General features: G+C 66.7%; 25 protein-coding genes. 5 read left to right on the top strand and 20 right to left on the bottom strand.

The genetic code is table 11. The features are described 5' to 3' along the window. Positions 1–3 precede the first annotated feature (3 nt). The 5 genes from C0099_RS01465 to C0099_RS01445 form a co-directional block, all read right to left on the bottom strand. Positions 4–414, bottom strand: coding sequence for a DUF4332 domain-containing protein (locus C0099_RS01465; protein ID WP_102245791.1), 411 nt, complete (start codon positions 412–414; stop codon positions 4–6). Positions 415–539: 125 nt separating this feature from the next. Continuing rightward, positions 540–989, bottom strand: coding sequence for a DUF6306 domain-containing protein (locus tag C0099_RS01460; protein WP_123785203.1), 450 nt, complete (start codon positions 987–989; stop codon positions 540–542). Positions 990–1,011: 22 nt separating this feature from the next. Continuing rightward, a complete protein-coding gene (locus C0099_RS01455; RefSeq protein ID WP_102245789.1) occupies positions 1,012–2,163 on the bottom strand; it encodes an HPP family protein in 1,152 nt (383 codons plus the stop codon). Positions 2,164–2,182: 19 nt separating this feature from the next. After that, positions 2,183–3,379: an NO-inducible flavohemoprotein gene (gene hmpA, locus C0099_RS01450; protein ID WP_102245788.1), complete on the bottom strand. Its 1,197-nt coding sequence runs from the start codon at positions 3,377–3,379 to the stop codon at positions 2,183–2,185. Between the two features lie 40 nt (positions 3,380–3,419). After that, a complete protein-coding gene (locus C0099_RS01445) occupies positions 3,420–3,887 on the bottom strand; it encodes an RrF2 family transcriptional regulator (RefSeq protein WP_102245787.1) in 468 nt (155 codons plus the stop codon). Positions 3,888–3,998: 111 nt separating this feature from the next. Here C0099_RS01445 and C0099_RS01440 point away from each other — a divergent pair, with 111 nt between their 5' ends. Next, positions 3,999–5,156 carry an NAD(P)/FAD-dependent oxidoreductase gene (locus C0099_RS01440; protein ID WP_102245786.1) on the top strand — a complete coding sequence of 386 codons (1,158 nt, stop codon included), beginning with the start codon at positions 3,999–4,001 and terminating at the stop codon, positions 5,154–5,156. A gap of 19 nt (positions 5,157–5,175) precedes the next feature. Here the strand turns inward: C0099_RS01440 and C0099_RS01435 are convergent, their stop codons facing one another. After that, positions 5,176–6,039 (bottom strand): LysR family transcriptional regulator, encoded by an 864-nt coding sequence (locus tag C0099_RS01435; protein WP_102245785.1) that lies wholly within the window; start codon positions 6,037–6,039, stop codon positions 5,176–5,178. A gap of 223 nt (positions 6,040–6,262) precedes the next feature. Between C0099_RS01435 and C0099_RS01430 the strand changes: the two genes are divergently transcribed. Continuing rightward, on the top strand, positions 6,263–6,487 hold the full coding sequence (locus tag C0099_RS01430; RefSeq protein ID WP_102245784.1) for a hypothetical protein: 225 nt from the start codon (positions 6,263–6,265) through the stop codon (positions 6,485–6,487). A gap of 57 nt (positions 6,488–6,544) precedes the next feature. Here the strand turns inward: C0099_RS01430 and C0099_RS01425 are convergent, their stop codons facing one another. Continuing rightward, positions 6,545–7,135: a mechanosensitive ion channel family protein gene (locus C0099_RS01425; protein ID WP_102245783.1), complete on the bottom strand. Its 591-nt coding sequence runs from the start codon at positions 7,133–7,135 to the stop codon at positions 6,545–6,547. Positions 7,136–7,499: 364 nt separating this feature from the next. Beyond that, positions 7,500–7,979, bottom strand: coding sequence for a cytochrome P460 family protein (locus C0099_RS01420; RefSeq protein WP_228151625.1), 480 nt, complete (start codon positions 7,977–7,979; stop codon positions 7,500–7,502). Between the two features lie 236 nt (positions 7,980–8,215). Between C0099_RS01420 and C0099_RS01415 the strand changes: the two genes are divergently transcribed. Further along, positions 8,216–8,776, top strand: a complete 561-nt coding sequence (locus tag C0099_RS01415) for a MarR family winged helix-turn-helix transcriptional regulator (protein ID WP_102245782.1) — start codon at positions 8,216–8,218, stop codon at positions 8,774–8,776. A 160-nt stretch (positions 8,777–8,936) separates the two neighbouring features. On the opposite strand, the gene metE is transcribed toward C0099_RS01415, so the two are convergent. Then, a complete protein-coding gene (gene metE / locus C0099_RS01410) occupies positions 8,937–11,231 on the bottom strand; it encodes a 5-methyltetrahydropteroyltriglutamate--homocysteine S-methyltransferase (RefSeq protein ID WP_102245781.1) in 2,295 nt (764 codons plus the stop codon). A gap of 105 nt (positions 11,232–11,336) precedes the next feature. On the opposite strand from metE, the gene C0099_RS01405 reads away from it, so the two are divergent. Beyond that, complete coding sequence (locus C0099_RS01405; protein ID WP_173768939.1) at positions 11,337–12,293, top strand: LysR family transcriptional regulator; 957 nt, start codon at positions 11,337–11,339, stop codon at positions 12,291–12,293. On the opposite strand, the gene C0099_RS01400 is transcribed toward C0099_RS01405, so the two are convergent. From C0099_RS01400 to C0099_RS01380, 5 genes are all read right to left on the bottom strand, one after another. After that, on the bottom strand, positions 12,256–13,023 hold the full coding sequence (locus tag C0099_RS01400; RefSeq protein ID WP_102245780.1) for a TSUP family transporter: 768 nt from the start codon (positions 13,021–13,023) through the stop codon (positions 12,256–12,258). The genes C0099_RS01405 and C0099_RS01400 overlap by 38 nt on opposite strands. A gap of 74 nt (positions 13,024–13,097) precedes the next feature. Further along, the gene (locus C0099_RS01395) at positions 13,098–14,552 is read right to left on the bottom strand and encodes a sulfatase-like hydrolase/transferase (RefSeq protein WP_102245779.1); all 1,455 of its coding nucleotides are present in this window, start codon (positions 14,550–14,552) and stop codon (positions 13,098–13,100) included. Between the two features lie 65 nt (positions 14,553–14,617). Further along, complete coding sequence (locus C0099_RS01390; RefSeq protein WP_164084855.1) at positions 14,618–15,595, bottom strand: Bug family tripartite tricarboxylate transporter substrate binding protein; 978 nt, start codon at positions 15,593–15,595, stop codon at positions 14,618–14,620. Position 15,596: 1 nt separating this feature from the next. Beyond that, a complete protein-coding gene (locus tag C0099_RS01385) occupies positions 15,597–17,114 on the bottom strand; it encodes a tripartite tricarboxylate transporter permease (RefSeq protein ID WP_102245777.1) in 1,518 nt (505 codons plus the stop codon). An 11-nt stretch (positions 17,115–17,125) separates the two neighbouring features. Further along, positions 17,126–17,605: a tripartite tricarboxylate transporter TctB family protein gene (locus C0099_RS01380; protein WP_102245776.1), complete on the bottom strand. Its 480-nt coding sequence runs from the start codon at positions 17,603–17,605 to the stop codon at positions 17,126–17,128. A 157-nt stretch (positions 17,606–17,762) separates the two neighbouring features. Here C0099_RS01380 and C0099_RS01375 point away from each other — a divergent pair, with 157 nt between their 5' ends. After that, positions 17,763–18,530 carry a GntR family transcriptional regulator gene (locus C0099_RS01375; RefSeq protein ID WP_164084854.1) on the top strand — a complete coding sequence of 256 codons (768 nt, stop codon included), beginning with the start codon at positions 17,763–17,765 and terminating at the stop codon, positions 18,528–18,530. A 90-nt stretch (positions 18,531–18,620) separates the two neighbouring features. On the opposite strand, the gene C0099_RS01370 is transcribed toward C0099_RS01375, so the two are convergent. From C0099_RS01370 to C0099_RS01345, 6 genes are read right to left on the bottom strand one after another with little or no spacing between them, the layout of a single operon-like run. Continuing rightward, the gene (locus tag C0099_RS01370) at positions 18,621–19,760 is read right to left on the bottom strand and encodes a mandelate racemase/muconate lactonizing enzyme family protein (RefSeq protein ID WP_102245774.1); all 1,140 of its coding nucleotides are present in this window, start codon (positions 19,758–19,760) and stop codon (positions 18,621–18,623) included. Beyond that, positions 19,757–20,824 (bottom strand): hydroxyacid dehydrogenase, encoded by a 1,068-nt coding sequence (locus tag C0099_RS01365; RefSeq protein ID WP_102245773.1) that lies wholly within the window; start codon positions 20,822–20,824, stop codon positions 19,757–19,759. The genes C0099_RS01370 and C0099_RS01365 overlap by 4 nt, the downstream gene beginning before the upstream one ends. Further along, on the bottom strand, positions 20,817–21,722 hold the full coding sequence (locus tag C0099_RS01360) for a fumarylacetoacetate hydrolase family protein (protein ID WP_102245772.1): 906 nt from the start codon (positions 21,720–21,722) through the stop codon (positions 20,817–20,819). Before C0099_RS01360 ends, C0099_RS01365 begins: the two co-directional genes overlap by 8 nt. A 10-nt stretch (positions 21,723–21,732) precedes the next feature. Continuing rightward, entirely contained in the window at positions 21,733–22,872 is a 1,140-nt protein-coding gene (locus tag C0099_RS01355) for a mandelate racemase/muconate lactonizing enzyme family protein (protein ID WP_102245771.1), read from the bottom strand. Continuing rightward, the gene (locus C0099_RS01350; RefSeq protein WP_164084852.1) at positions 22,862–24,394 is read right to left on the bottom strand and encodes a tripartite tricarboxylate transporter permease; all 1,533 of its coding nucleotides are present in this window, start codon (positions 24,392–24,394) and stop codon (positions 22,862–22,864) included. The genes C0099_RS01355 and C0099_RS01350 overlap by 11 nt, the downstream gene beginning before the upstream one ends. A gap of 10 nt (positions 24,395–24,404) precedes the next feature. Next, on the bottom strand, positions 24,405–24,899 hold the full coding sequence (locus tag C0099_RS01345; protein ID WP_102245769.1) for a tripartite tricarboxylate transporter TctB family protein: 495 nt from the start codon (positions 24,897–24,899) through the stop codon (positions 24,405–24,407). Positions 24,900–24,934: the final 35 nt, after the last annotated feature.

The raw sequence follows: 24,934 nt of genomic DNA, 5'->3' as shown, positions 1-24,934 counted from the left end.
CAATCAGTATTCGAGCACGCGTGGCAGATGCTTCGCCTGCTCGACCCACTTGCCAACCTCACTTTCGGTCGGCGCACGACGAACGAGCTTCTTCTTCTCGTTGAGCTCGGCCATCGCGGCGCTGAGGTTGTCGGGCCGGCGCCGCGCCAGCTCGGGCACGGTGTCCACGCCGGCCGCCTCGAGCAGTTCGGCGTACTCCGAGCCCACGCCGCTGATGCGGTAGAGGTCGACCATGTTGGCGAACCTGAGCACCTGCTTGTCGGTCAGGCCGGAGTCCTTGGCCAGCGCCTTGCGACCGGCCGGCGTCTTGCTGCGCTCGAGAAGCCCGTCGGTGTCCTTGATGCCGACGGCCTTGAGCTTCGTACCGATGGCCGGCCCGATGCCTTCCACGTCTTCGATCTTCTTGTTCGCCATGCTTCGCTCTCCCAAAGATGCGGACCCAGCCCGCGGATAAGGCGCTGAAGCTGACAATCTAGCCGAAGAAATCGAAGTTTTCGCATATTCCGATAAGCCGTTCGTCGCGCGAGAACGGCCTTCGGTCAGGACAGGCCGTCGATCAACTCGTCCGTGCGACCGATGTTGTCGCGATGCGTGTCGAGCATTTCCTGCAGCGCCTCGCGCATGTGCGGGCGGTCGATGCGCGGCAGGGCCTTCTCGATCTCGCGCGCGACCCAGCCCTGACCGCGGTTGAGGAAGGCCAGACGCTCGGCCTTGCCCTCCACGGCCAGCGCCTTGTCGGCAAAGCTCCCGGTTCTGGGGCTGATGTCGGCACCGAGTTCGCGCAGGAAGTCGAACATCAGCTTGCAGTACTTGCCCTCGTCGCGCCGCGATTCGACGATGGTGTGCACCGCCTCGTCGTTGCCGGCAAAGTCCTTCTCGTACTCGGTAAGCACCTTGACGCCGGCACGCTCGCACTCGAGCAGGGTGTTGAAAAGCTCCGCCAGTTCGGCGTCGCTCATCGGCGTGGTGTTGGTTTCCGTCGTGCTCATGGCTTCCTCCATTGACGAAGGTTCAGGGTTGCGGGGAAGACCCGCGGTACAGGGCCGCGACGAGGTCGGACTGGGTGACGATCCCGACCAGTCGTTCCTCGTCGTCGACGATGGGAATGTGGTGTCGCCCGCCATCCGAGAGCTTGGGCACGAGGCGGGCGATGTGCTCATTGGCGCGCGCGGTCTCGACCTCCGCGGTCATGATCTCTCCGACCTGGCGCAGGCCGTCTTCGCCGCCACGGCGCAGAAAGCGGTAGAGGCGGTCGCGGAATCCCTCGTAGCGATCCAGCCGCGCATGCTTGAGGAAATCCACCAGCGTCACCACGCCGATCACGCGGCGCTCGGCATCGACCACCGGCAGGGCCTTGATGCGGTGGAACTGCAGGCGCGACCACGCGTGCATCAGCGGCGTGTCGTACTCCACCGTGACCAGGTCGCGCGACATGATGTCGGCGCAGGAGATCTCGCCCATGCGCCGGCGATAGGCCTCCATCTCGGTCTGTTTGAGGATGGTCTGCAGGTCGGAGCGCGTGACGTCGAGCACCTGCTCGTAGCGCGACAACACCGTTTCCAGGTCGGACTGGGTGAAGCCCAGACGCTCGCCCGGCGGACTGTCGTCGGTGTTGTGCGTGGTCGGCGCGGGCGGCGGCGGCGGATAACGCCGGCCGGTCGCGTTGTTGTAGATCAGGCCGATGACCAACAGCAGGAGCGATTCCATCCCCACCGGCACCAGCGCCCACATGTAGCCCTGCTCCAGCACCGCATCGCCGCCCAGCACGGTAGCCAGCGCCACCGCCCCGCCGGGCGGATGCAGGCTGCGCGTGAGGAACATCAGCGCGATCGCGCCGCCCACACCGACGGCGGCCGCAGTGGGCAGGTTGTCGAAGAGCATCAGCGCGGTCACGCCGACCAGCGCCGACAGGGTGTTGCCACCGACGATCGGCCAGGGCTGGGCGAGCGGGCCGTTGGGCACGGCGAACAGCAGCACCGCGGAAGCGCCCAGCGGCGCGATCAGCATGGGCAGTTGCGGCGTGTTGCCGATCAGCCAGTAACTGGTGATGCCGGTCACGAAGATGCCGATCAGCGCGCCGATGCACGCGCGGATGCGCTCGGCGCGGTCTGCCGTCAATCGGGCCGGCCGGAAGGCGATGAGCCATTCACGAAGGGCTTTCATCGATGGTCCCCGGCCGCGCTCAGTTCAGGTGGGCGACCAGCGACGGGCCGAACACTTCGCACTGGATGCGGGCGGCGTCGATGCCGCGCGCACGCAGGGCGGAGCGCTGAGCCTGCATGAAGGTCTCCGGTCCGCAGATGTAATAGTGCCCGTCGGGCGGCAACATCGCAGGCTCGAGCACATCGAGGTCGAGTCTGCCCGCGCGGTCGAAGTCGCGTCCCTGTTGGTCGCCCGCCAAGGGTGCTTCGTAGCATACATGCGTCGCGAAAGTGGCGTGCGTGCCGGCCAGCGATTCGACTTCGTCCTTCATCGGATGATGGTCGCCGTCGCGGGTAGCGTACAACAGCGTCACGGCGCGATCCGGCCAGCGATCCAGGCTGGTGTGCAGCATCGACAGCAGCGGCGTGATGCCCACGCCGGCGCCGATCAGCACCAGGCGCTCCTGCGCGTGCTCGTCGAGCACGAAGTCACCGCAGGGCACGCTGACCTCGACGATGTCACCGGGCTCGATGTCGTCGTGCAGCAGGTTCGACACCGAACCGTCCGCCTCGCGCTTGACGCTGATGCGCCAGACATCCTTGCGCGACGCGTCCGACAGGCTGTACTGGCGCGCCTGGCGCAGACCCAACGCGTCGACGTGCAGGGCGAGACTGATGTACTGCCCCGGCTGGAAGGCCGGCAGGCTGCCGCCATCGAGCGCTTCCAGATGGAAGGAGGTGACGGTCGCGCTCTCGCGTACCTTGCGCGCAACGCGCACCGGCATGAACTCGCCCGGCTGGACGCCCTTTTCGCGATACACCCGCGCTTCCTCGTCGATCAGCGCGCCGGCGAGCAGACCATAGGCCTCGGCCCAGGCATCGATCAATTCCGGCGTAGCGGCATCGCCGAGGGTCTCGCGGATCGCGCCGAGCAGGTTCTCGCCGACGATCGGATAGTGCTCGGCACGCACGCCCAGGCTGACGTGCTTTTGCACGATACGCCCCACCACCGGGGCAAGCACGTCCTGGTCGTCGATGTTCGCGGCGTAGGCGTAGAGCGCGCTGGCCAGCGACTGCTGCTGCGCGCCGGATTGCTGGTTGCCCATGTTGAACAGGTTCTTCAGCTCGGGATGGCGTTCGAACATGCGCGCATAGAAGCAGCGCGTGATGGTTTCACCGTGCTCGCGCAGCACGGGAACGGAAGCGTGAATCAATTCGCGGGACGACGAAGACAGCATTTGGACTCCATGGACATCAGGGTGGGAACAGGGGAAAAGATCAGGCGCGACGGCGGACCGCCGGCGCACCGTCCGGTTCGGCGCGGCGCAGCGCAGCGATCAGGTCGTGCGTGGGCGGGTGCACCAGATCGGCGAGCGTGTGGCGGTTCATGTCGGCATAGAAGGCGTCGCGCCCGCCATCGAGCGCCTGCTTGAGACGGCAGCCGCCACGCAGCGGACACGGCGGCTCGGTGCAGTTGACCAGCGAGGGGTGACCTTCGAGTTCGCGCAACACATCCCCCAGGCGCAGGGAGGTTTCGCGATCGGCCAGGCGGATGCCGCCATGGCGTCCGGGGCGCGAATGCACCCATCCCACCCGCACCATGCGCTGCACGACCTTGTTGAGGTGGTTTTGCGGAATCTCGAAGCGACGTGCGATGCTCTCGATGGTCACCAGTTCGTCGGCATCGCAGCCGTGCAGGTACATCAGCACGCGCAAGCCGTAGTCGGTGAAGCGGTTCAGTTGCATGGGGTGTCCCCGTGCCGTCGCGCACTGGTCGCGACTCGTTTAACGTGGTAAACAGGATACCACTATAGAGCGGCGCCTTCACAAGGGCCGCCACAACGACAAGGAGTTCTCATGCAGCGCACCATCGTGATCCTCGGAAGCGGCCTGGCGGGCTACAACTTCGCGCGCGAGTTCCGCAAGCTCGACCGCGACGCGCGCCTGATGGTGGTCAGCCGCGACGCGGCCGACTTCTATTCCAAGCCGCAGCTGTCCAACGCGCTGTCGGCCGGCAAGAGCGCCGCCAGCCTGGTGATGAAGCCATGCGCCAAGATGGCCGACGAACTCGACGCCGACATTCGCGCGCACACCGAGGTCTGCGCGATCGACACCGAAAAGCGGGAGGTCGAACTGAAGGGCGGCGAGCGCATCGCCTGGGACGAGCTGGTGCTGGCGCTCGGCGCAGACCCGATCCGCCTGCCGCTGGAAGGCGACGGCGCCGACGACGTGATCTCGGTCAACGACCTGGACGATTTCGCGCGCTTTTCCGATCGGCTCGAAGGCGTGCGCGAAGTGGTGCTGCTCGGCGGCGGCCTGATCGGCTGCGAGTACGCCAACGACCTGCTCTCGCGCGACATCCGCACGACCGTCGTCGACATCGCCGACCGTCCGCTCGGGCGCCTGCTGCCGCGCGAAGCCGCGGGCTATTTCCGCGAACGGCTGGAAGCGGCCGGCGTGCGCTTCCGGCTGGAGGCCGGCGCAAAATCGGTCGAACGCGCCGACGACGGCTATCGCGTGCAGCTGGACGACGGCACCACGCTCGATGCAGGCCTCGTGGTCTCCGCCGTGGGCCTGCGTCCGCGCACCGCGCTCGCGCGAGAGGCCGGCTGCGAGGTCGAGCGCGGCATCGTCACCGACCGCAAGCTCGCCACCAGCGTCGCCCACGTCCATGCGGTGGGCGACTGCGCCGAAGTGGCCGGGCTCAACCTGCCCTTCGTGATGCCCATCATGCATCAGGCACGCACGTTGGCCGCCAACCTCACCGGCAGCGACACCACCCTCGAGTATCCGGCGATGCCGGTACTCGTGAAGACGCCCGCCTGCCCCACCGTGGTGTGCCCGCCGCCGGCGGGCGCCGACGGAACATGGCGGCTCGAATCGGACGCCGAGGGCGTGGCCGCGCTGTTCGAATCGGGTGACGATCTGCTCGGTTTCGCGCTGCTCGGCAAGGCCACCGCGCGCCGTCAGGAACTCGCCGGCAAGGTCCCGAAACCCTTCGACGCGGCCGGCTGACGGCACCTGCGGGCCGCGCTCAGGGCGAGAATTCCCAGTGCTCGGCCCAGTCCGATTCGTCGCGCACGATGCGGCGCAGCAGCGGAAAGGCCTGCTCCAGCTCGTCGGTGATGCGGGCGCGTGAATAGACCAGAAACACCGGGTAGGTGAATTCGGGCGCATTGGGCACGATGCGGATCGTGCCCTGGCGCAGCGCCCGCCGGGTCACCCGCGTGCGGAAGTAGCCGCGCCCGCCGCACTGGAACAGATAGTGCAGCGCCAGCGGCCCCAGATTGAATGACAACGCATGCTCGCGCCGCGAGGGGAAGGCCGCGTCGTGTTCGCGGCGGAAGTCCGGCCCCCAGTCGACGTAGATGTAGGGTTCGCGCTGCGCCGCCGACTCGACCTGGATCAGCTTCTCCTCGAGCAACTGCTCCACCTGCACGCCCTCGCAATAGAACGGGCGGTAAACCAGCGCCGCATCCAGATCCCCCCGCAGCAGCTTCTGCTGCAGCACCGAGCTGTCGCCCACTTCCACATGCACGCGCCGTTGGGTGAAGGTAGTACGCAACAAACGCACCCACTGCAGCAGCAGCGGATTGCTCAGGCTGATCTCGGAGCCCAGAAACAGGCAGTCGGGATGCCTGGGCGGGTTGGGTACCTCACGCCGCGCCGCCTCCCAGGCGTGCACCATCTTGTGCGCGTGATCGACGAAGCGCTCGCCCTCGACCGTCAGGCGGGCACCAGCCCGATTGCGCACGAACAGCGAGCATCCGAGCTGCGTCTCGAGGTTCTTCACCCGCGCCGTCACCGCCGTCTGCGTCAGATGCAGCCGCTGCGAGGCGGCCACGAAACTGCCACCGTGGACGATCGCGAGAAAGGTGCGGGCGAGTTCGATATCCATGCGACGACCCGATGCAAAAACTGTGCACTGAACTGGCAGAAACTTCGTACTGACGCCCCGCCGAAAACAAGCATACTACATGCAACATTTCGCCCGGAAGATGACAGGCGCAAGCGTCCGGGCGAGCAGCCACTTTGCAGGCAAGCACCGCAAACGACCGGTATCGACAAGGGAAGGAGAGAGAGAAGCGGCAGCGGTGCCCATTTCGGAAGGAGGAAGAATCATGAAGATCGACGAGGAAATCCTGATCCAGAACCAGCACGGCAAAAAACTGATTCTGCAGAAGGTCTCCAGGGGGATCAGCTACCTGGACTTCGGGATGACGCACCTGAGCCGGGACTTCGAGGGCTACAAGGTCAAGTACATGGACCGCATCGCAGCCCCCCAGCCGGACGGGTCCTTCAAAATGACCGACACAGGGGAGGTATTCGCAAGAGTCCAGAACTGAACGGAACGCATCCGTACCGATGAGCACGCGACACCGGCGAGAGCCGGTGTCGTCGTTTCAGTACTCGCCGTCATCGCCGTCGTCGCGCAGCTTCATCGCCGGCGGCCTGCGCCAGCAGCGCACCGTGCGCTGGAAGAACAGACTATTGGGAATCTGCAGCACGGTGTCGCTGCCGTCCTCGAGACGCTCCTTGAGGGTGGTGTGGATCAGATTGATGTCCACCACCTGCCCCTTCAGGCCGGGCTTGTCCCCGCCTTCGAGCAGCTCGATGTGGTCGTACAGCCGGAACGGCCGCGTGGTCAGGATGAGCAGTGTGCAGAAGATGTTCGAGAGCACGCTCCACGCAGCGAAGAACGCCACCGCCGCGACCGCCGCGAAGCCGGTGAAGGCCGTCCACAACACCGTACCCGAGACCCCGAAGCGGTCGAGCACCAGCAGCAACGCACAGGCGTAGATCACGAAGCCCACCGACCGCCTCGTCACGACCAAGATTTCGCGCGACAGATGGTAGTGATCGGCGACGCGATGCATCAGCCGACGCAGCAACAGGTTCACGACCCACGTGCCGACGAGAATTCCGACCACCTGCAGGCCCAGCGTGATGGTCGCAACCCAGGGCTGGGCCCATTCGGGAAGAAGGGTTTTCATCGGCGAACGTCACTCCATGAACAGGAGAGGAAGATTCTACGGCCAGTCATGCATTCATTTGCACTCGTCAATGGCTGACTGGAAATTCGGATAACTGGCTGGGCTGACGCGGTGTGATGGCTACGCCCGCTTCGGCTTCGGCCCGCGCTACCAGGTGCGCGCACCCTAACCGCTTCGATACCCGAAGGCGTGGATGGCAATCTCCTTGCAAGCGGCGGACTTCAAGACGTTGGGCGGAAAACTGGTTTGCGCGGATTCACTGAAGCGGGCCGAACTTTGGTGAATACGATGAAGGTGCCCGGGCGGTCGACCACACCTCAGCCGACGAACCGGGCGCCCTCGACGCATCCAGCGGCACGGCCGCTCAATCGCGCAAGCGACTGAACACGTAGTCGTGATCCTTCTGCGGTGCGTGACACGCAAAACAGGCGCCGGCCGCGTTGTCCCCCACGACACGATTCGTCCGGTCACCCCCGCCGAAGCCCTCGAAACCCCAGCCGCCGGTCGCCGCATACTGTTTGGCGTCCTTGTGCATCACGCCAACGACCTTGCGTGCGCCCTCGGTCACGGCGTTGTCGGCGGAGACTGCTTCCAGCAGGTCGAACACGATGACCGCACCATCCGGAAACTTCCCGGCCGCGTAGCCCGCCACGGCTTGCGGGTTGGCGTAGAGATGGTGGATGCCGCCGAAGGCCTCGAACAGCGGATGCCCCTCCTCGATCACCATGCTCTTGACGTGATGCCAGTCGCGATACCCCTCCGGGTAGGGCACGGGCGGATCCGCCGCGACAAGCGGCACGACCAGCGCCATCGAACTCAGAGCAGTCAGCATGCGTTTCATCATGAATCCCTCCAATTCGGATCGGCCGGCGCAGCGCCGGAGTGGATGTGGCGCAGCCGTCCGCGATGACCTGCGCGGGCACCGGGTTCAAGTCGCCTCGCCAGATGCACGCGATGCGGGCCCTCACTCGGCGCCGACTTCTCAGGACGGCCGTTTATGCATCGACTCGATGCATGACTAAGATTAGAATCGTTCTATCATGCGCGTCAACAAATGTATCGAGTCGAACCATCTCAGCCATGAACCAGACCGCTCTCCTCCTCGAACGCCTCGGAGCGCTCATCCAGCAGTCGGTGCGCGACGACGCCGCGCGGCACGGCCTGCTGCCCATCCACATCCAGGTGCTGCACTACCTGACGCTGGCCAACCGCTACAGCGACCTGCCCATCGCCATCGCGGAATACTTCGGCATCACCCGCGGCACGGTGTCGCAGACCCTCGCCGTGCTGGAACGCAAGGGTTATCTGACCAAGCAGCGGGACGCCCGTCACGGCAAGCGCGTGCACCTGCAACTGACCCCCGCAGGCGAAGCCGTGCTGCACGAGAGCTGGGTCGAGCGCGTGGAGCAGATCCTCGGCGAACAACCCGGCGGCGCCGCCGCACTCGAACACCCGCTGCGCGCGCTGCTCACCGCCATGCAGCGCGTGAACGGACAACGCGCCTTCGGCCTGTGCCACCAGTGCGCCCACTTCCTGACCGAAGACAGCGGCGCACGTTGCGGACTGACCCGCGAACCCCTCGCCACCGAGCAGACCGTGCGCATCTGCCGCGAATGGACGGCGACCGCCGACACCGTCTGATTGCCTGGCCGGCTACGCAACAGATTCTGTAGGGCGGGTTAGCGCAGCGCAATCCGTCGGGATGCCCTCAATGAGTCAAATCTAGACTCGACCCCGTTTCTGCATCCCAGGTGCGCGCCCGATGGGCGCTTACCTGGGCAACGGGGGCTTTAACCGCCAATCACACCACCTCCGCCCGCAACACCCTCGCCGCGTCCACCATATTCGTCAGCGCCGGAATCACCTCATTCCACTGCCGCGTCTTCAGCCCGCAGTCCGGATTCACCCACAGCCGTTCTGCGGGGATGCGTTCGGCGGCTTTCTTCATCAGGTCCACCATGTGCTGCGGGTCCGGGATGTTGGGTGAGTGGATGTCGTACACGCCGGGGCCGATTTCGTTGGGGTAGTTGAAGTGGTCGAAGGCGTCGAGCAGTTCCATGTCGGAGCGCGAGGTTTCGATGGTGATGACGTCGGCGTCCATGTCGGCGATGGACGCGATGATGTCGTTGAACTCCGAGTAGCACATGTGGGTGTGGATCTGCGTTTCGTCCTCCACGCCGTTGGCGGTGATGCGAAAAGACGTGACGGCCCAGTCGAGGTACTCCTGCCATTGGGCGCGGCGCAGCGGCAGGCCTTCGCGAAGCGCCGCTTCGTCGATCTGGATGACGCGCACGCCGGCTTTTTCGAGGTCGAGCACTTCTTCGCGGATGGCGAGCGCGAGCTGCCAGCAGGTGGTGGCGCGTGGCTGGTCGTCACGCACGAAGGACCAGTTGAGGATGGTCACCGGGCCGGTGAGCATGCCTTTCATGGGCTTGTCGGTGAGCGACTGAGCGTACTGGCTCCACTCCACGGTCATGGCTTTGGGGCGGCTGATGTCGCCGAACAAGATGGGCGGCTTCACGCAACGTGAGCCGTAGCTCTGCACCCAGCCGAACTGGCTGAAGGCGTAGCCGTCGAGCTGTTCGCCGAAGTATTCGACCATGTCGTTGCGCTCGGCCTCGCCGTGCACCAGCACGTCGAGCCCCAGCGCCTCTTGCTCGCGCACGCTGCGGGCGATCTCGGCTTTCATCGCGGCGCGGTAGGTGGCCGCGTCGATTTCGCCGGCCTTGAACTGGCTGCGCGCCTGGCGGATGTCGGGCGTTTGCGGGAAGGAGCCAATGGTGGTGGTGGGGAATTTCGGCAGCTTCAGATGCGCAGCCTGCTTGGTGGCGCGGACGGCATAGGGGCTCTTGCGCTGGCCAAGCGCGGCGGTGAGTTGTTGCAGCGCGGCCTTGACGGCCGGGTTGTGGACGCGCGGCGAAGCGCGGCGCGCTTCGATGGCGGCGCGGTTGGCATCGAGTTCGGCCTGCACGGCAGCGCGGCCGAAGTTGAGCGCGAAGGCGAGAACGCGCAGTTCTTCGAGCTTCTGGCGGGCGAAGGCCAGCCACGAGCGCACGTCCGCCTCCAGACGCTGTTCGCTGTCCAGATCCACCGGCACGTGCAGCAGCGAGCATGACGGGGCGAGCCACAGACGGTCGCCCAGCCGCTCGTGCAGCGGTTCGAGCCAGTCGAGCGCGGCAGCGAGATCCGTCTTCCAGATGTTGCGGCCGTCGATGACGCCCAGCGACACCACCTTGCTCGCCGGCAACAGGTTGAGCAGGCTCTCCACCTCGTCACGCGCCCGCACGGCATCCACATGCACGCCGGCCACCGGCAGGTTGGCGGCCAGATGCAGGTTCTCCTGCAGCGTGCCGAAGTAGGTGGCGAGCAGCAGCTTCACCTTGCTGGCCTTGAGCTCGTGGTACGCGAGGTTGAAGGCGTGCCTCCAGTCGGCGTCGAGTTCGGTGACCAGCACCGGCTCGTCGATCTGCACCCACTCGGCGCCCTCGTCGGCCAGCGTGTCGAGCAGCCGCGCATACACCGGCAGCAGGCGCGCGAGCAGGTCGAGCTTGTTGGAATCATCCTTGGCCTTTCCCAGCCACAGATAGGTGAGCGGGCCGATGATGACGGGCTTGGCGGCCACACCTTGCTCGCGGGCTTCGCGCAGTTGCTCGACAAGGCGCGAGGCGTCCAGCGCAAACGTGGTGTCGGCGGCGAACTCGGGGACGATGTAGTGGTAGTTGGTGTCGAACCACTTGGTCATCTCGCCGGCCGCCACGCCACCGCAGCAGCCGGCATGCGCTTCGGCGGATTGGGCGGACCGGCCGCGCGCCACGCGGAAGTAGTTGTCGAGCGCATCACCCTGAAAACCGCGCACGCGCTCGGGCAGGTTGCCCAGCGTGAAGCTCATGTCCAGCACCTGGTCGTAGAAAGAAAAGTCGCCCACCGGAACGAGGTCGAGCTGGGCCTGCTTGCCCCAGTGTCGCTCGCGCAGATGGGCGCCGAGCGCCTCGAGTTCGTCGCGGGTGGACTGGCCCTTCCAGTACGACTCCAGACCGAACTTGAGTTCGCGCTTCGCGCCGATGCGCGGAAAGCCGAGGTTGTGGGTGAGTGCCATGACGGAGGTTCCGTAGTTCAGAAAGCCACCATGCTAGGCCGAGCAATTCATGAATAAAAATGGTACTTTTTCATGTATTCATGAATCTGAATCACACAAGCCCTCATGCCTTTGCTTGAACGCAACCACCTCGCCATCGTGCGCGCCGTGGCCGATCACGGCTCACTCACCGCCGCGGCCGAACACCTGCATCTGACGCAGTCTGCGCTGAGCCACACCATGCGCAAGCTCGAGGACCAGCTTGGCGTCGCCGTCTGGCACCGCGAGGGCCGCAGCCTGCGCCCGACGCAGGCCGGCGAATACCTGCTGGCCGTGGCCGGGCGCCTGCTGCCGCAACTGGAGTACGCCGAGGAACGCTTGCATCAGTTCGCGCGCGGCGAGCGCGGAAGCCTGCGCATCGGCATGGAATGCCACCCCTGCTACCAGTGGCTGCTGAAGATCGTATCGCCGTATCTGGCGGCATGGCCGGCGGTGGATGTGGACGTGAAGCAGAAATTCCAGTTCGGCGGCATCGGCGCGCTGTTCGGCCATGAGATCGACATGCTGGTCACGCCCGATCCGCTGTTCAAGCCCGGCCTGCACTTCGAGCCGGTGTTCGATTACGAACAGGTACTGGTGGTGGGGCCGCGACACGCGCTGCGCGGCGCGGCCTACGCACGCCCCGAGCATCTCACCGACGAGACGCTGATCACCTACCCGGTGGACACCGACCGGCTGGACATCTACACGCAGTTCCTCACCCCGGCCGGCATCGCACCGCGCCGCCACAAGCCGATCGAGACCACCGACATCATGCTGCAGATGGTCGCCAGCGGTCGCGGCGTGGCCGCGCTGCCGCGCTGGCTGGTGGAGGAGTACGCCAACCGCCTGGACATCGCCCCGGTACGCCTGGGACTGAAAGGCATCGCCAAGCAGATCTTCCTGGGCATTCGCGAGGCCGATGTCGACATCGACTACCTGCGCGCTTTCGTGGCGCTGGCGCGCGAGTCTCGCGACGTAACCGCGTCGGCGAGTTCGCTCGGCGCTAACGCAGCGAAGCCCCCAGGCCGACCACACAAGTAAGCAGGAGCACGAGTCCGAGCGCGCGATAAAAGCGCGAGGCGTCCGCTGCGAGCAGCCAGCCGTGCAACCTCTCGCCGAAGAGCTGACCAGCCAGTACACATGGCAAGAGCCACAGATGATGCATGAGCTGCAGGTCGACGCCGACGATCACCAAGGACAGGAGCTTGATCGAGACCAGGATGAACCATGTGGCGATCATCGTGTCGCGCAGCCGCTCGCGCGCGACATGGCTGGCAAACACGGCGACCATCAGTGGCCCGCCGATCATCGAACTGCCGCTGAAATAGCCACCCAGCATCAGCAGGGCCGCATCACTCACCGACCCGCGACTGCGCACCGGAAGATTGAGCACGTAGCCCAGCGAATAGGCGATGACGATCAGATAGACGATCGCGCTCATCACCCGCGACGGCAGCGTGATCAGACCGAACACGCCCAGTAGCGACAGGGGCAGAATCCACGGCAGGGCGCGCCGGAGGTAGGCCCAGTCGGCTCCGCGGGCGGCCTTGTCCGCATCTTGTGCCAATCGCGCACGCAGCAGCACCCACACGCCGAAGAGAATCTGGTGCACGGCGATCAGGGGCAGGAAGACCAGCGGATCATTGACGATCAGCAGCAGGAACGGCAACACCAGCACCGCACCGCCGAAGCCGAGCCCGGAACGGACGAAGCCGCTCCAGGCGAACAGCAGGGCGATGGCGACATACTGCAGCGCGGACAGGTCATCCATCAGCAGCCCTTGGACTCTGCGAAAGTTTCACCCGCACCCGAGGGTGCGGCTGCAAACCTTCGCACACACTCGCTTCAGTCAAAGTTGGGCTGCACCCCTGGCGGCACCGAGAAGCCCAGGTCGCCGCGCGCGATCACCGCCTCGCGCCCGCCGTTGGCCGCCAGCAGCTCGCGCTGGCGCATGTGCGCGCGGCGGTCCACCTCGACCGGATCGAGCATCTCGTTCAGCCGCCGACGCCCCTCGGCGAGCGCCTCGGCATGCGCCGGATCGCCCGCCAGATCCACGAGTTCCTCGGGGTCGGCGCGCAGGTCGAACAACTGCTCGGGGTGCGAGATGTAGTGCACGTACTTGTAGTTGCGATAGCGCACCATGAACATGCCGGCCTTCGAGCCCATGCCGTGATATTCGCTCAGCACCGTGCGTTCCGGATCGGGCGCGGTCTGGATCGCCATCAGCGAGGTGCCGGGTTGATCACCCGGGATCAGGCCGGCCTCTCCGGTGGCCTCGAGGATGAACGGATGCACGTCGACGTGGCTCACCGCGGCATCTACCACGCGGCCCTGCGGAATGCCCTCGCCGGCGATGATCAGCGGCACGGCGGCGGCTTCCTCGTACATCGTCGACTTGCCCCACACGCCGCGCGAGCCGAGGTTGTCGCCGTGGTCGCTGGTGTACATCACGCGCGTGTCGTCGAGCAGGCCGGTTTCCTCGAGCGTGCGCATGACCTTGCCGACCTGCTCGTCCATGAAGGTGCACAGCCCGTAGTAGCCGGCCACGGCGCGGCGCACCTTGTCGTCGCTGTCGAAGTACTTGTCGTAGGCGAAGCAATCGCCGTACTCGCGCAGGTAGGAGTGATCGGGACGTTCGCCGGGCGCATAGAGCTTGGGCATGGGCAGGCGCGGATCGTCGTAGTAGCGGTAGAAGTATTCCGACGGCGCGGTCAGCGGAAAATGCGGCGACACCAGCGACACGAACAGCACCCACGGCTTGTCGCGATGGCGCGCGGCCTCTTCGCGCAACCAGATCTGCGCCTGCTCGGTGATGTCGCGGTCGTAGCGGGTATACAGAGATTCGCCCGGCCCGGCCATGCCGGCCATCTTCCACGCACCCTTGCGCTCGGGCAGATCGTCGCGCACCAGCCCCATCAGGTCGCCCTTGCCGTCGATGACGTGCATCGGGATGCGCTCCTCGGAAAAGCCGTTGTCGTCGTCGGTGGAGCGGAAATGCAGCTTGCCGATGGACATCACCCAGTGGCCGCGATCGCGCAGCAGGTGGTGCCAGGACGGGATGGAGCCGTCGTAGGGGTCGGCGTTGTCCCAGAAGCCGATCTGGTGGCTGTACTTGCCGGTGGCGAAACCGGCGCGCGCCGGGATGCACACCGGGTTGGTGCAGTAGGCACTGGCAAAACGCGTGCCGCGCGCGGCCAGCGCGTCGATGTTGGGGGTGTGCACGATCGGGTTGCCGTAGCAACCGACGGTGCGAATGTTGTGTTCGTCGGAGATGAACACCACGAGATTCTGAGCTTTCATGCCACGGATTCCATGTCGGGAAGAGATACACCGGACGGGGGCGGGGCCACGCCCCGCCACCGTCCTCAGTCGAGATATTTGGTCTTGATTTCGCGGAAGCTCGCCAGCTCGGCACGCATCAGCGCGTCGGCCTCCTTGCTCGACATCCATACCGGCGCGAAGCCGAACTTCTCGCCGAACTTGCGGTAGTGCTCGGTGGCGACGGCCTTCTCGGCGATGCGCTCGATCTCGGCGCGCGTCTCGTCGGGCAGGCCCTTGGGCGCCATGATCATGCGCACCACGCCGAAATCGGCCGGGATGCCGTGGTCGCGCAGCGTCGGCGTGTCGCGCAGCGGCTCGTGGTGGATGCGCTCGAGCGAACCGCCCACGGTGAGCACGTTGATGAGTCCCTCGCGGATCTCGCCCAGCATCACCGGCGCATGGATCACGCCGGCGTCGACCTCGTTGGCGAGCAGCGCACGACGCACGTCGGCACCGCCACCGTAGGGGATGATGCGCACGTCGATTTCGCCCATGCTGCGGATCGCCGCGGCCATCAGCGTATGCGCGTTGGCCGTGCCGCCCACGGCGATGGTGAGCTGGCCGGGCGACTTCTTCGCCGCGTCGCGAAAGTCCTCGTAACTCTTGTAGCCGCGCTCGGCGTTGGCGACCAGCCAGGTCGGGCTGTCATAGACGCCGCCGATGTAGACGAAGTCATCGAGTTCGTAGGGCTGCGAGCGGAAGGCCAGCGTCGAGTTCATGTCGGAGCTGCCGTTGAGCACCAGCGTGTAGCCGTCGGGGCGGGCGCGCATCGCGCGTGCCGTGCCGGTGGCGCCCGACGCGCCGGTGATGTTGTCGATCACCACCGACTGCCCCGAGACTTCCGAGAAGCCCTCGGCGAAGGCGCGGGCGATGGCGTCGGTGCCGCCGCCGGCGGCCCAAGGCACGACGATGTGCACGGTCTGGGATGGGTAGTCATCGGCCGCAGCGATCGTCGAGAACGTCATCAGCGTGGTGACGGCGATGGCGCGGGCGGTGGTGCGCAGTTTCTGGAATCTGCTCATGTCAGTTGCCTCCATGGGGTACGGACTGCTTGCGGGGAGATGCAAGGTGCTTCGACAGGTGCCGCCACAGTTCCCAGGCGATCAACCCGACGATCAGGGCCGCGATCAGCATGCGCGGCACGGTGCCGACGAACACGCCCCAGTCGTTCTGCGACAGCGACAGCGCGAGCCGGGCGTTCTGCTCGATGATGGGTCCGAGGATGATCCCCAGCACCACGGTGACGGTGGGAAAGCCGTGCGACTCCAGCACCCAGCCCAGCACACCGCAGGCCAGGGCCACCCACACCGGGAAGAAGTCGTTCATGCTGGCGAAGGCGCCCAGCGTGGCGAGCACCAGGATGAACGGGAACAGCCAGCCACGGTCCTTGCCGAGCACGCGCACGAACAGCGTGATCGAGGGCCAGGCGATCAGAAACATGAACACCGTGGCCACCAGCAGCGAAGCCAGCAAACCCCAAACCAGCACCGGCTCGTCACGCATCAGGGTCACGCCCGGCGCCACCCCGTGCAGGATCAGCGCGCCGAGCATCACCGCTGTCGTGCCGTCGCCCGGAATGCCGAGCGTGAGCATGGGCACCATGGTCCCGCCACACGAGGCGTTGTTGTTCGACTCCGGCGCGAGAATGCCGCTGGGCTCGCCGGTGCCGAAGGCTTCCGGGTTCTTCGACTGGTTGCGCACGGTGCCGTAGGCCATCCACGGCGAGGCCTCCGCACCCACGCCGGGAATCGCGCCGATACCCACGCCGTAGCCGGCGCCGATGACGATGGCGCGCCAGCGGCTGAACACCTCGCGCATTTTGGGCAGCACCAGCCGCACCTTCTGCGTCACCGCCTCGGTGGACGTGCCGATCAGCGAGGTATCGCTGAGCACCACCGCGAAGCCGAAGAAGCCCACCAGAGCGGCAGCGAAGGGAATGCCCGACTGCAGCTGGTAGGTGCCGAAGGTGAAGCGTTCGGTGCCGTCGACCGGGTCGATGCCCACGGTGGCGATCAGCAGCCCCAGGGTCACGCCGATCAGGCCGCGCAGCATCGAGGCGCGGATGAAGGCGGTGACCATGATCAGGCCGAGCACGCCGATCAGCGCGATGTCGGCGCTCGCGGCCTTCATCGCCACCGTAGCGAGCAGCGGCACGCAGGTGATCGCGATGACCCAGCCGAAGATGCCGCCCAGGGTCGAACCCATCACCGCGTAACCCAACGCCAGCCCGGCTTCTCCGCGCTGCGCCATGGGATAGCCGTCGAGCGCCGTACACGCGCCGGCCGGGGTGCCCGGCGTGCGCAGCAGGATCGCCGAGAACGAGCCACCCAGCTTGGTGCCGACATACACGCCCATCATCATCATCAGCGCCGGCAGCGTCGGAAACGAATAGGTCAGCGGCAGCAGCACGATGATCGCCATCGGCGAACTCAGGCCCGGCAGCGCGCCGACGAAGATGCCCAGCGCCGTGCCGGCCGCGATCATCATGATGCTGGTTGGCTCCAGCGTTGCCGCAAAACCAAGAAGCAGATCGGAGAACATGTCCTGCCCCTTCAGCGCAGCGGCAGCTGGATGACCGCGACGAACAGCCAGTGCAGCGCCGCGCCGCCACCGACTCCCAGCAATACCACGCGCCACCACGGACGCCGTCCGTAGAACCCCATGCACAGGATGAGGAAAATGCTCGTCGCGACGAAGAACGGGACATGCGCCAGCGCCACCGTGTACGCGGCCACCAGCAGCACGGTGCCGACGATCAGCACGGCCGAGCGCAGGCGCTGCCCCGGCAGCGGCGCGTCTCGCGCCTCGTCCGCCGGCCTGCGTGCCGCCAGCCGCCGCACCAGCGCATTGGCGATCAGCAGCACGCTCAGCCCGATCAGCAGGCCAGCGTAGATCGTTGGTAATGTCTTGGATTCGAGTATTCCGCGCGAAGCCAGCGCGGTGCGTTCGACCTGGCTGATGACGCCGATGGCGCCGGCCCCGAGCACGATGAATGCACTTCCCAGCAGCAAGTCGCCGGTGATTTTCGGCATTGCAGTCCCCTGTTGGTGTGGTTCTCTCTCGTTCTCGTCGGCCTGCTCGTGACTCTGGCGGCCGTTGTGTTTTAAACACTAAAGCTATATAGTTTTATCTGTCAACATTCTCTCGCAACGGCCGCACCGCGCGGCCGGCGCGACAAGAGGAATGAAGATGTCCGACCCCGAACTGAGCGAAGTGCTGCGGCGCTACGCGCCCGGCGATCTGGCCGGCCTGCCCAAGTACGCGCGCCTGCGCGAGACGTTGTTGCGCGCCATCGACGACGGCTACTGGAAGCCGCTCGATCGCCTGCCCAAGGAAATGGCGCTGGCCGAAAATTCGCCCTACAGCCTCGGCACGGTGCAGAAGGCGCTGCGCGATCTGGTGCAGAGCGGCGTGGTGGTGCGCCGCCAGGGCCACGGCACCTTCGTCGCGCAACGCGAAGGCGTGATGGCCGGGCCGCGCCACCTGCTGTTCGAGGACGACGCCGGCGAGCCGCTGGCGCTGTTCCCGCGGCTGGTCGCGCAGGAGCGGGACGACGGCGCCACGGTGGACTGGCGGCGCCACCTGGGCGAGTCGGTTCGCGAGGTCGTGCGCCTGGACCGCATCTTCTCGGTCGCGCACCAGTTCGAATGCTGCAGCCGCTTCTACATCGACGCGATGCGCTACCCCGTCTTCGCCAGCGCGCAGATGCAAGGCTTCCAGACAATGAACTTCAAGGACATCCTGCGCCGCGAATACAACGTCGTGATCGAGCGCAGCAGCCGCACCGTGCGCGTCACGACACTGCCGCAGGACGTCGGCGCCATGCTCTCCGCCGAACCCGGCATCACCGGCGCCATCATCGACTTCGTCACGTTCGCTGGCGACGGTCAGGCGGTCTACTACCAGCAGGCCTTCGTGCCCCCAAACCCCTATGCGCTGCGCGTCGAGTCTCGCTGAGGCCGGGCAAGGCCCTTGTGTCGGGCAGCACGAAAGTCCTGTGCGACAGGCCCTTCGCCCGGGTCTAGCGTCAAGGCGGCCGAATCCCTCTTACACGTAGCAAGGCCCTTCGATCAGCGGATGCGCCGCAATGAAGGCCTCGTCGATGTCCACTCCATGCCCCGGCGCATCGAGCGGTTGCACGCATCCTTCGGCATCGACCGTATACGGCGTGGTTCCGAGGTCGTCCCGGAACGGGTTGTACGCCGTCACGTCGCCCTCGAAATAGCCGGGGTTGTCGATCGCGGCAAGCAGGTGGATGGATGCCGCCATGTTGATGGCTGAAGCCGAGGTGTGCGGGTTGCACGAGACTTTCCACGCCGAGGCCATCGCGGCGATGCGCATGCATTCGGTCACGCCCCCGGCCTTGGAAAGATCGGGCTGCGCGAAACGCACCGCGCCGTCCTCGAGCAGGCGCGTGAAATCGAAGCGCGTGAAGTGGTTCTCGCCGGCCGCCAGCGGCACGCGACCCAGACGGGCCGCGTCGATGTAGTTGCGGTAGTCGTGCGGCGGAAACGGCTCTTCGAACCAGGCCACACCACACTCCTCGTAGGCCGGCATGACGCGACGCACGTCGTCGAGCGAGCAGCCGGTGTTGCCGTCGACGAGAATCTCGACGCCGTCGCCGACCGCGGCGCGCACCGCACGCACACGCGCCACATCGCGCACCGGCGTGTCGCCCACGCGCAGCTTGAGCGCGCGATAGCCCTCGGCGACATAGGTCCTGGCCTCCTCGGCCAGCGCAGCCGGATCCTGCCAGCCCAGAGAAATCCCCCCGGCGTAGGCCGGGATCGGCTTCGAGGCGCCGCCCAGCAAACGGTACAGTGGCCAGCCGGTGGCCTTGCCGCGGATGTCCCACAGCGCGATGTCGACTCCGGACAGAGCCATCGCGGCAGCCGCTCCCATGCCGTGGCTGGCCAGCTGCATGCGGTAGACCCGGGTCCAGACGCCGGCCACGTCGAGCGCGTCCATGCCGAGGACCAGTTCTCGGATGGTGGTGTCGATGAGCTTCGCGATGGCGCCCGGGCAACGTCCGTGATGCGCCTCGCCCCATCCGACGATGCCCTCGTCGGTTTCGATGCGCACCAGCACCGAGTCGCGCTTGACGGCCCGGCCGATGCCCAGGGTGACACTCTTGCCCTCGGGCACCTTGAACGAGAGCGGAACGGCCTTGATGCCGGTGATCTTCATGCCTGACCTCGGTTCTTGCGGTAGTCGGGATTGACCAGATGCTCCGGCTCCCGGCCGGAGAGGATGCGCAGCATCTCCCCGACCGCGCCGACGCTCATCGCGTGCATGCTGGTGGTGGTGATCGCGGCGATGTGCGGCGTCATCAACAGGTTGGGACAGTCGAACAGGGGATGGCCCGGCTCGAGCGGATGCTGGTCGTAGACGTCGAGCGCGGCACCTGCAATACGCCCTTCGTGCAGGGCGCTCGCCAGCGCGGCGGTGTCGACCACCGGCCCGCGCGAGGCGTTGATCACGACCGCGCCCGGCTTCATCCGCGCGATGCGCTCGGCGTTGACGATGCCGCGCGTCTCCGGCGTCAGTGCGCACGACAGCACCAGCGCGTCGGCGCGGGCGAACAAGTCGTCCATCGAGACGGCCTCGACCCCCGGGGGGACCTCGGACGGGTCGCGGCACACGCCGATCACCGTCATGCCAATGGCCTGGGCAATGCGTGCGATGCGCGCACCGACGTTGCCCACGCCGAGAATGCCGAGCACGGTTCCGCCCAGTTCCGAAAAACCCGCGGCCGGCATGCGCTCGCGCACCCAGCAGCCTTCGGCCCGGGCGAGCACGTCGTCGACGTTCGAAGTGCTCGCAGCCTTGGCTCCGCCGCCCAGCGGCAGCGCGCGCGCCTTGTCCCAGCCATCGCTGCGCAGTTTCGCATCCACCGCAAGCAGGGGGCGGCGCAGGTTGAGCAACTGGGCGATGACGTATTCGGCCACGGCCTGGGTATTGCAGCCGGGCAGGTTGGCCACCGGCACTCCGGCGGCGGTCGCCGCCTCGACCGGGATGAAGTCCAGGCCAACGCCGTGGCGCACGATGCCCTTGAGTCGCGGCGCGTGTTCGCAGATGTCGGCCGGCAACTGCGCGCGCACGATGATGCCGTCGACCTCCAGCGCCAGGCGCCGCAAGGTGTCGGCCGCCACGTCCGGCGCGAGCACGCTGTGCACGCCGGCCTCGTCGAGCATGCGCTGGCCGTCCGGGTGCAGCGCATTGGTGAGCAGTACGGTCTGGCCGTCAGCCATGAAAGACTCCTTGTTCGATGACCGGATTGGTCAGGGTGCCGAGCCCGGCGACGCTGGCGCGCATCGTCGCGCCGGGACGCAGCCACGCGGGAGGAGAGCGCATGGCTGCGACGCCGGCCGGCGTGCCGGTGGCGATGACGTCGCCGGGCTCGAGCGATTGCCCGCGCGACAGGTGCGATACCAGCGCGGGGATGTTGAAGATCAGATCGGCGGTGTTGCCTTCCTGCAGGGTCTGCCCGTCCACTTCGAGACGCACTGCGAGGTCGTGGAGCGCACCCAGTTCGTCCACCGTCGCCAGATAGGGGCCGAACGGGCCGAAGGTGGGCAGGTTCTTGCCGCGCTCGAAACCGCGATCCTTGCGGATGAGCTCGCTGGCGCTGACGTCGTTGAACACGCAGGCGCCGACGACGTGCTCCATCGCCGTTTCCCGCGGAATGTCGCGCCCGCCCCGGCCGATGAACACCGCCAGCTCCGACTCGTAGGTCACGCCGCCCACGCCGGCCGGCAGGATCACCGGCTCGCCAGGGCCGATCACCGTTTCGGGGTGCTTCATGAAGAGCACGGGCTCGGCCGGCTCGTCCATGCCGCGCTCGCGCACTGCATCGCGATAGTTGAAGGCCAGCGCGAAGATGCGCCGCGGCCGGGGCACGGGCGCGCGCAGGCGCACCTCGTCCAGAGCCAGCAGCGCCGCTTCGCGCAGGCCGTGCGCCTCGATGCGCGCGGCGACTTCCGGCAGGCCGGCGGCGATGAAGGCGCCGACGTCGGGCGCGAGGCCGCCGAGTGCGTCGCGCATGGCCGGCGCGGCGAGATCGCACACGCGATCGTCCGCAGCGGACGCGTCGCCCATGAGCACGCCCGCCCGCTCACGCCCGTCGTGGCAAAAGGTGACGAATCGCATTCCGCCCCCTTTAGCCGACGCGGTACTTGTCGAGCACCTTGCGGTCGATCTCGACGCCGAGGCCGGGGCGGGTCGGAACCTGCACCACGCCCTTGTGCTGCACGATGGGTTCCAGGCCGAGGTGGTCGCGGAACGGGTTCTCGCACTGCTCGAACTCGAGCAGCGGCGGGCACGGAAAGAGGCTGGGCGGCTGGTCCGGCATGGCGGCGAGAAAATGCACGGTGGCGGCCACGCCGACCACCGAACCCCAGGCGTGCGGCACGCACTCCACGCCGTGCGCCGAGGCCAGTGCGGCGATCTTCTTGCATTCGGTCAGCCCGCCCGCAGCGCACACGTCGGGCTGCACGATATCCATCGCCTTCCGCACGATCGCGTCGCGGAAGCCCCAGCGGGTGAATTCGTTCTCGCCGCCGGCCACCGCCATGTCGAGTGCGCGCGCCACCTCGACGTAGCCGTCGATGTCTTCGGGCGAGATCGGCTCTTCGAACCACTCGACGTCGAGTTCCTCGAGCTGGCGTCCGAGGCGGATCGCCATCGGCACCGAGAAGCAGTGGTTGGCGTCGACCATCAGGCGCACGTCCGGACCGATAGCGCGGCGCACGGCCGCGACGCGTTCGACGTCCTTGCGGATCGAGCCCAGGCCGATCTTCATCTTGATCGCACCGAAGCCTTCCTCGACGTAGCCCTCGGCTTCCTCGACGGCCTCGCCGACGAGGTTGTCCATGTCGACGAAGTACAGCCCCGTCGCGTAGGCCTGCACCTCGGAGCGGAATGCCCCGCCGATGAGCTTGTGCACGGGCTTGTTGCAGGCCTTGCCGATGATGTCCCACAGCGCGATGTCGATGCCGCTGATCGCCGCGATGGCCATGCCCTTGTTGCCGTAGTCCTTGATGCGGTTGTAGAGCTCTTCCCAGATCACCTCGACGTCGAAGGGATCGCGCCCCTTGATGCGCGCGGCGAACTGGGTGTCGATGAAGGCCTTCGCCACCGCCGAAGGCCCGTAGCACTCGCCCCAGCCGACGATGCCGTCATCGGTCTCGATCTCCACCAGGCAGGTGCCCCGGGTCTTGTAGATCCACCCGCGCGAGGAGGTGAAGGGCTGCTGGATGGGCGTGCTCAGCACATGGCAGGTGATCTTTTCAATTTTCATTCGGAGTGCTCCTCGCTGAGGGGTTCGGGGCGGATTGACGCTGACGCTTGATCCACGACAGCAGGTTGGGAAGGACCAGCGCCAGCAGGGCGATCGTGAGGATCGTCGCGGCACCGGGCCGGGTGAAGAAGGTGCTCCATTCGCCACCGCTGATGACCAGCGCGCGGCGCGTCTCGGATTCGAGCAGCGGGCCGAGGATCACGCCGATGACCGCCGGGTACACCGGGATGCCGGCCAGCGTCATCAGGAAGCCGCCAACGCCGAGCGCGAGCATGATGACGACGTCGAACCACTGGTTGGCGAGCGAGTAGGTGCCGACCACGGCGAGCACGAACAACGCCGGAACCAGCAGGTGACGGGGCACGTCGAGCACGCGCACGAAGAAGCGGAAGCCGATCAGGCCGACCACGGCGATCATCAGCATCGCGATCAGCACCGAGCCGAGAATCTCCCACACGATCGGCCCGCTGGTCTCGAACAGGCGCGGGCCTGGCTGCAGGCCGTGGATGGTCAGGCCGCCGAGCAGCATCGCGGTGACCGTGTCGCCGGGAATGCCGAGTGTGAGCAGCGGAATCAGCGCACCGCCGGTCACGCCGTTGTTGGCCGCTTCGGAGGCGACCACCCCGCCCGGCGCGCCCTTGCCGTACTCGGCGCGGTTCTTGTCCGAGCGTTTGGCCTGGTCATAGGCGATCAGCGAGCCGACGCTGCCTCCCAGCGCCGGCACGATGCCGACCACCACGCCGATGATCGCCGAGCGGACGGTGTTGACCGCCTGCCCGCACCATTCGCGGAAACTGGGCAGCATGTGCTTGAGCGTGTAGGGCAGCTTCTCGCCCTTGTTGCGCTCGAACATCGAGCCCATCAGCTCGGGGATCACCAGCAGGCCGATCAGCGCCGGCATGATGTCGATGCCGCGCATCAGCGCCAGCGTGTCGAAGGTCCAGCGCCCCTCGCCGGTGATCTGGTCCAGGCCGACCACCGACAGCGCCACGCCGATGACCACCGACAGCGCGCCCTTGAGCAGGCGTCCGGGCACGATGGACGCGATGATGGTCATGCCCAGCAGCGCGGTCGCGGCGTATTCGGCGGGGCCCAGCTTCAGCGCCAGGCGGGCGAGCATCGGCGCGAGGGTGACGAGAAACACCCAGGCCACCAGGCCCCCGACGATGGATGACACCAAGGCCCAGCCGTACGCGCGGCCGGCCAGTCCCTTGCGCGCCATCGGATGGCCGTCGATGGTGGTGATCAGCGCCGAGGGCGTACCGGGGATGTTGATCAGGATCGCGGGAATCGCGCCGCCGGCCATCGAGCCGCAGTAGAGCGCGATCATCATGCCGATGGCCAGATCCGCCTCGAGCGGGAAGGTCAGCGGAATGAACAGCGCCACACCCATCGTCGCGGTCAGCCCCGGCGTCGCCCCGAAGGTGAAGCCCACCACCACGCCGACCAGAATCAGGCCCAGCGCCACGGGCGACGTGACGGTGCTCAGCAGCGCGGGGATCAGGTTGTCGAGAAGTTCCATCGCCATCCCCTCAGCGCAGCGGAACCTGCAGGACATAGACGAACAGGGCCCATACGCCGGTACCGAATGCGACCGAGCACACCGCGATGGCAACGTAAGCGCGTGTACTGCGCAGTTCGCGCGGCAGCAACACCATGCTCATCACGGCGAGAAACAGAATGGAAGCGACCGGAAATCCGATCGCTGCCCAAAGCGCGACATAGGCCGACAGTGCGAGCAGCGTGACGAGGCTGATGCCGACCACCCGCCGCGGATCGGCACCTTCGCCGAATTCGCTCGCGCCGCTGATCTGCCCCGAGCGGCGCATCGACACGAAGTCGCGCACGAAGATCAGGACCGACAGGGCTGCGATGGCCACCACGCTGAACTGCGGCAGCGCACCCGGACCGATGCCGTTGACACGCCCGGCTGCCGGCAGGGCGAAGGCGGGCGACCACAGCAGCGCCACCAGCCCGAGCAGGATCAGCGTCACCGCCGCGCTGGCAGCGAGTCGAAGACTGTGCATTCGGATTTCTCCGGGGATGCGGGCCGTCCGTGAGC

Source organism: Pseudazoarcus pumilus, from assembly GCF_002872475.1.
In the GTDB taxonomy this organism is placed as follows: domain Bacteria; phylum Pseudomonadota; class Gammaproteobacteria; order Burkholderiales; family Rhodocyclaceae; genus Pseudazoarcus; species Pseudazoarcus pumilus.
This window is presented reverse-complemented; position numbering and strand designations above follow the sequence as displayed.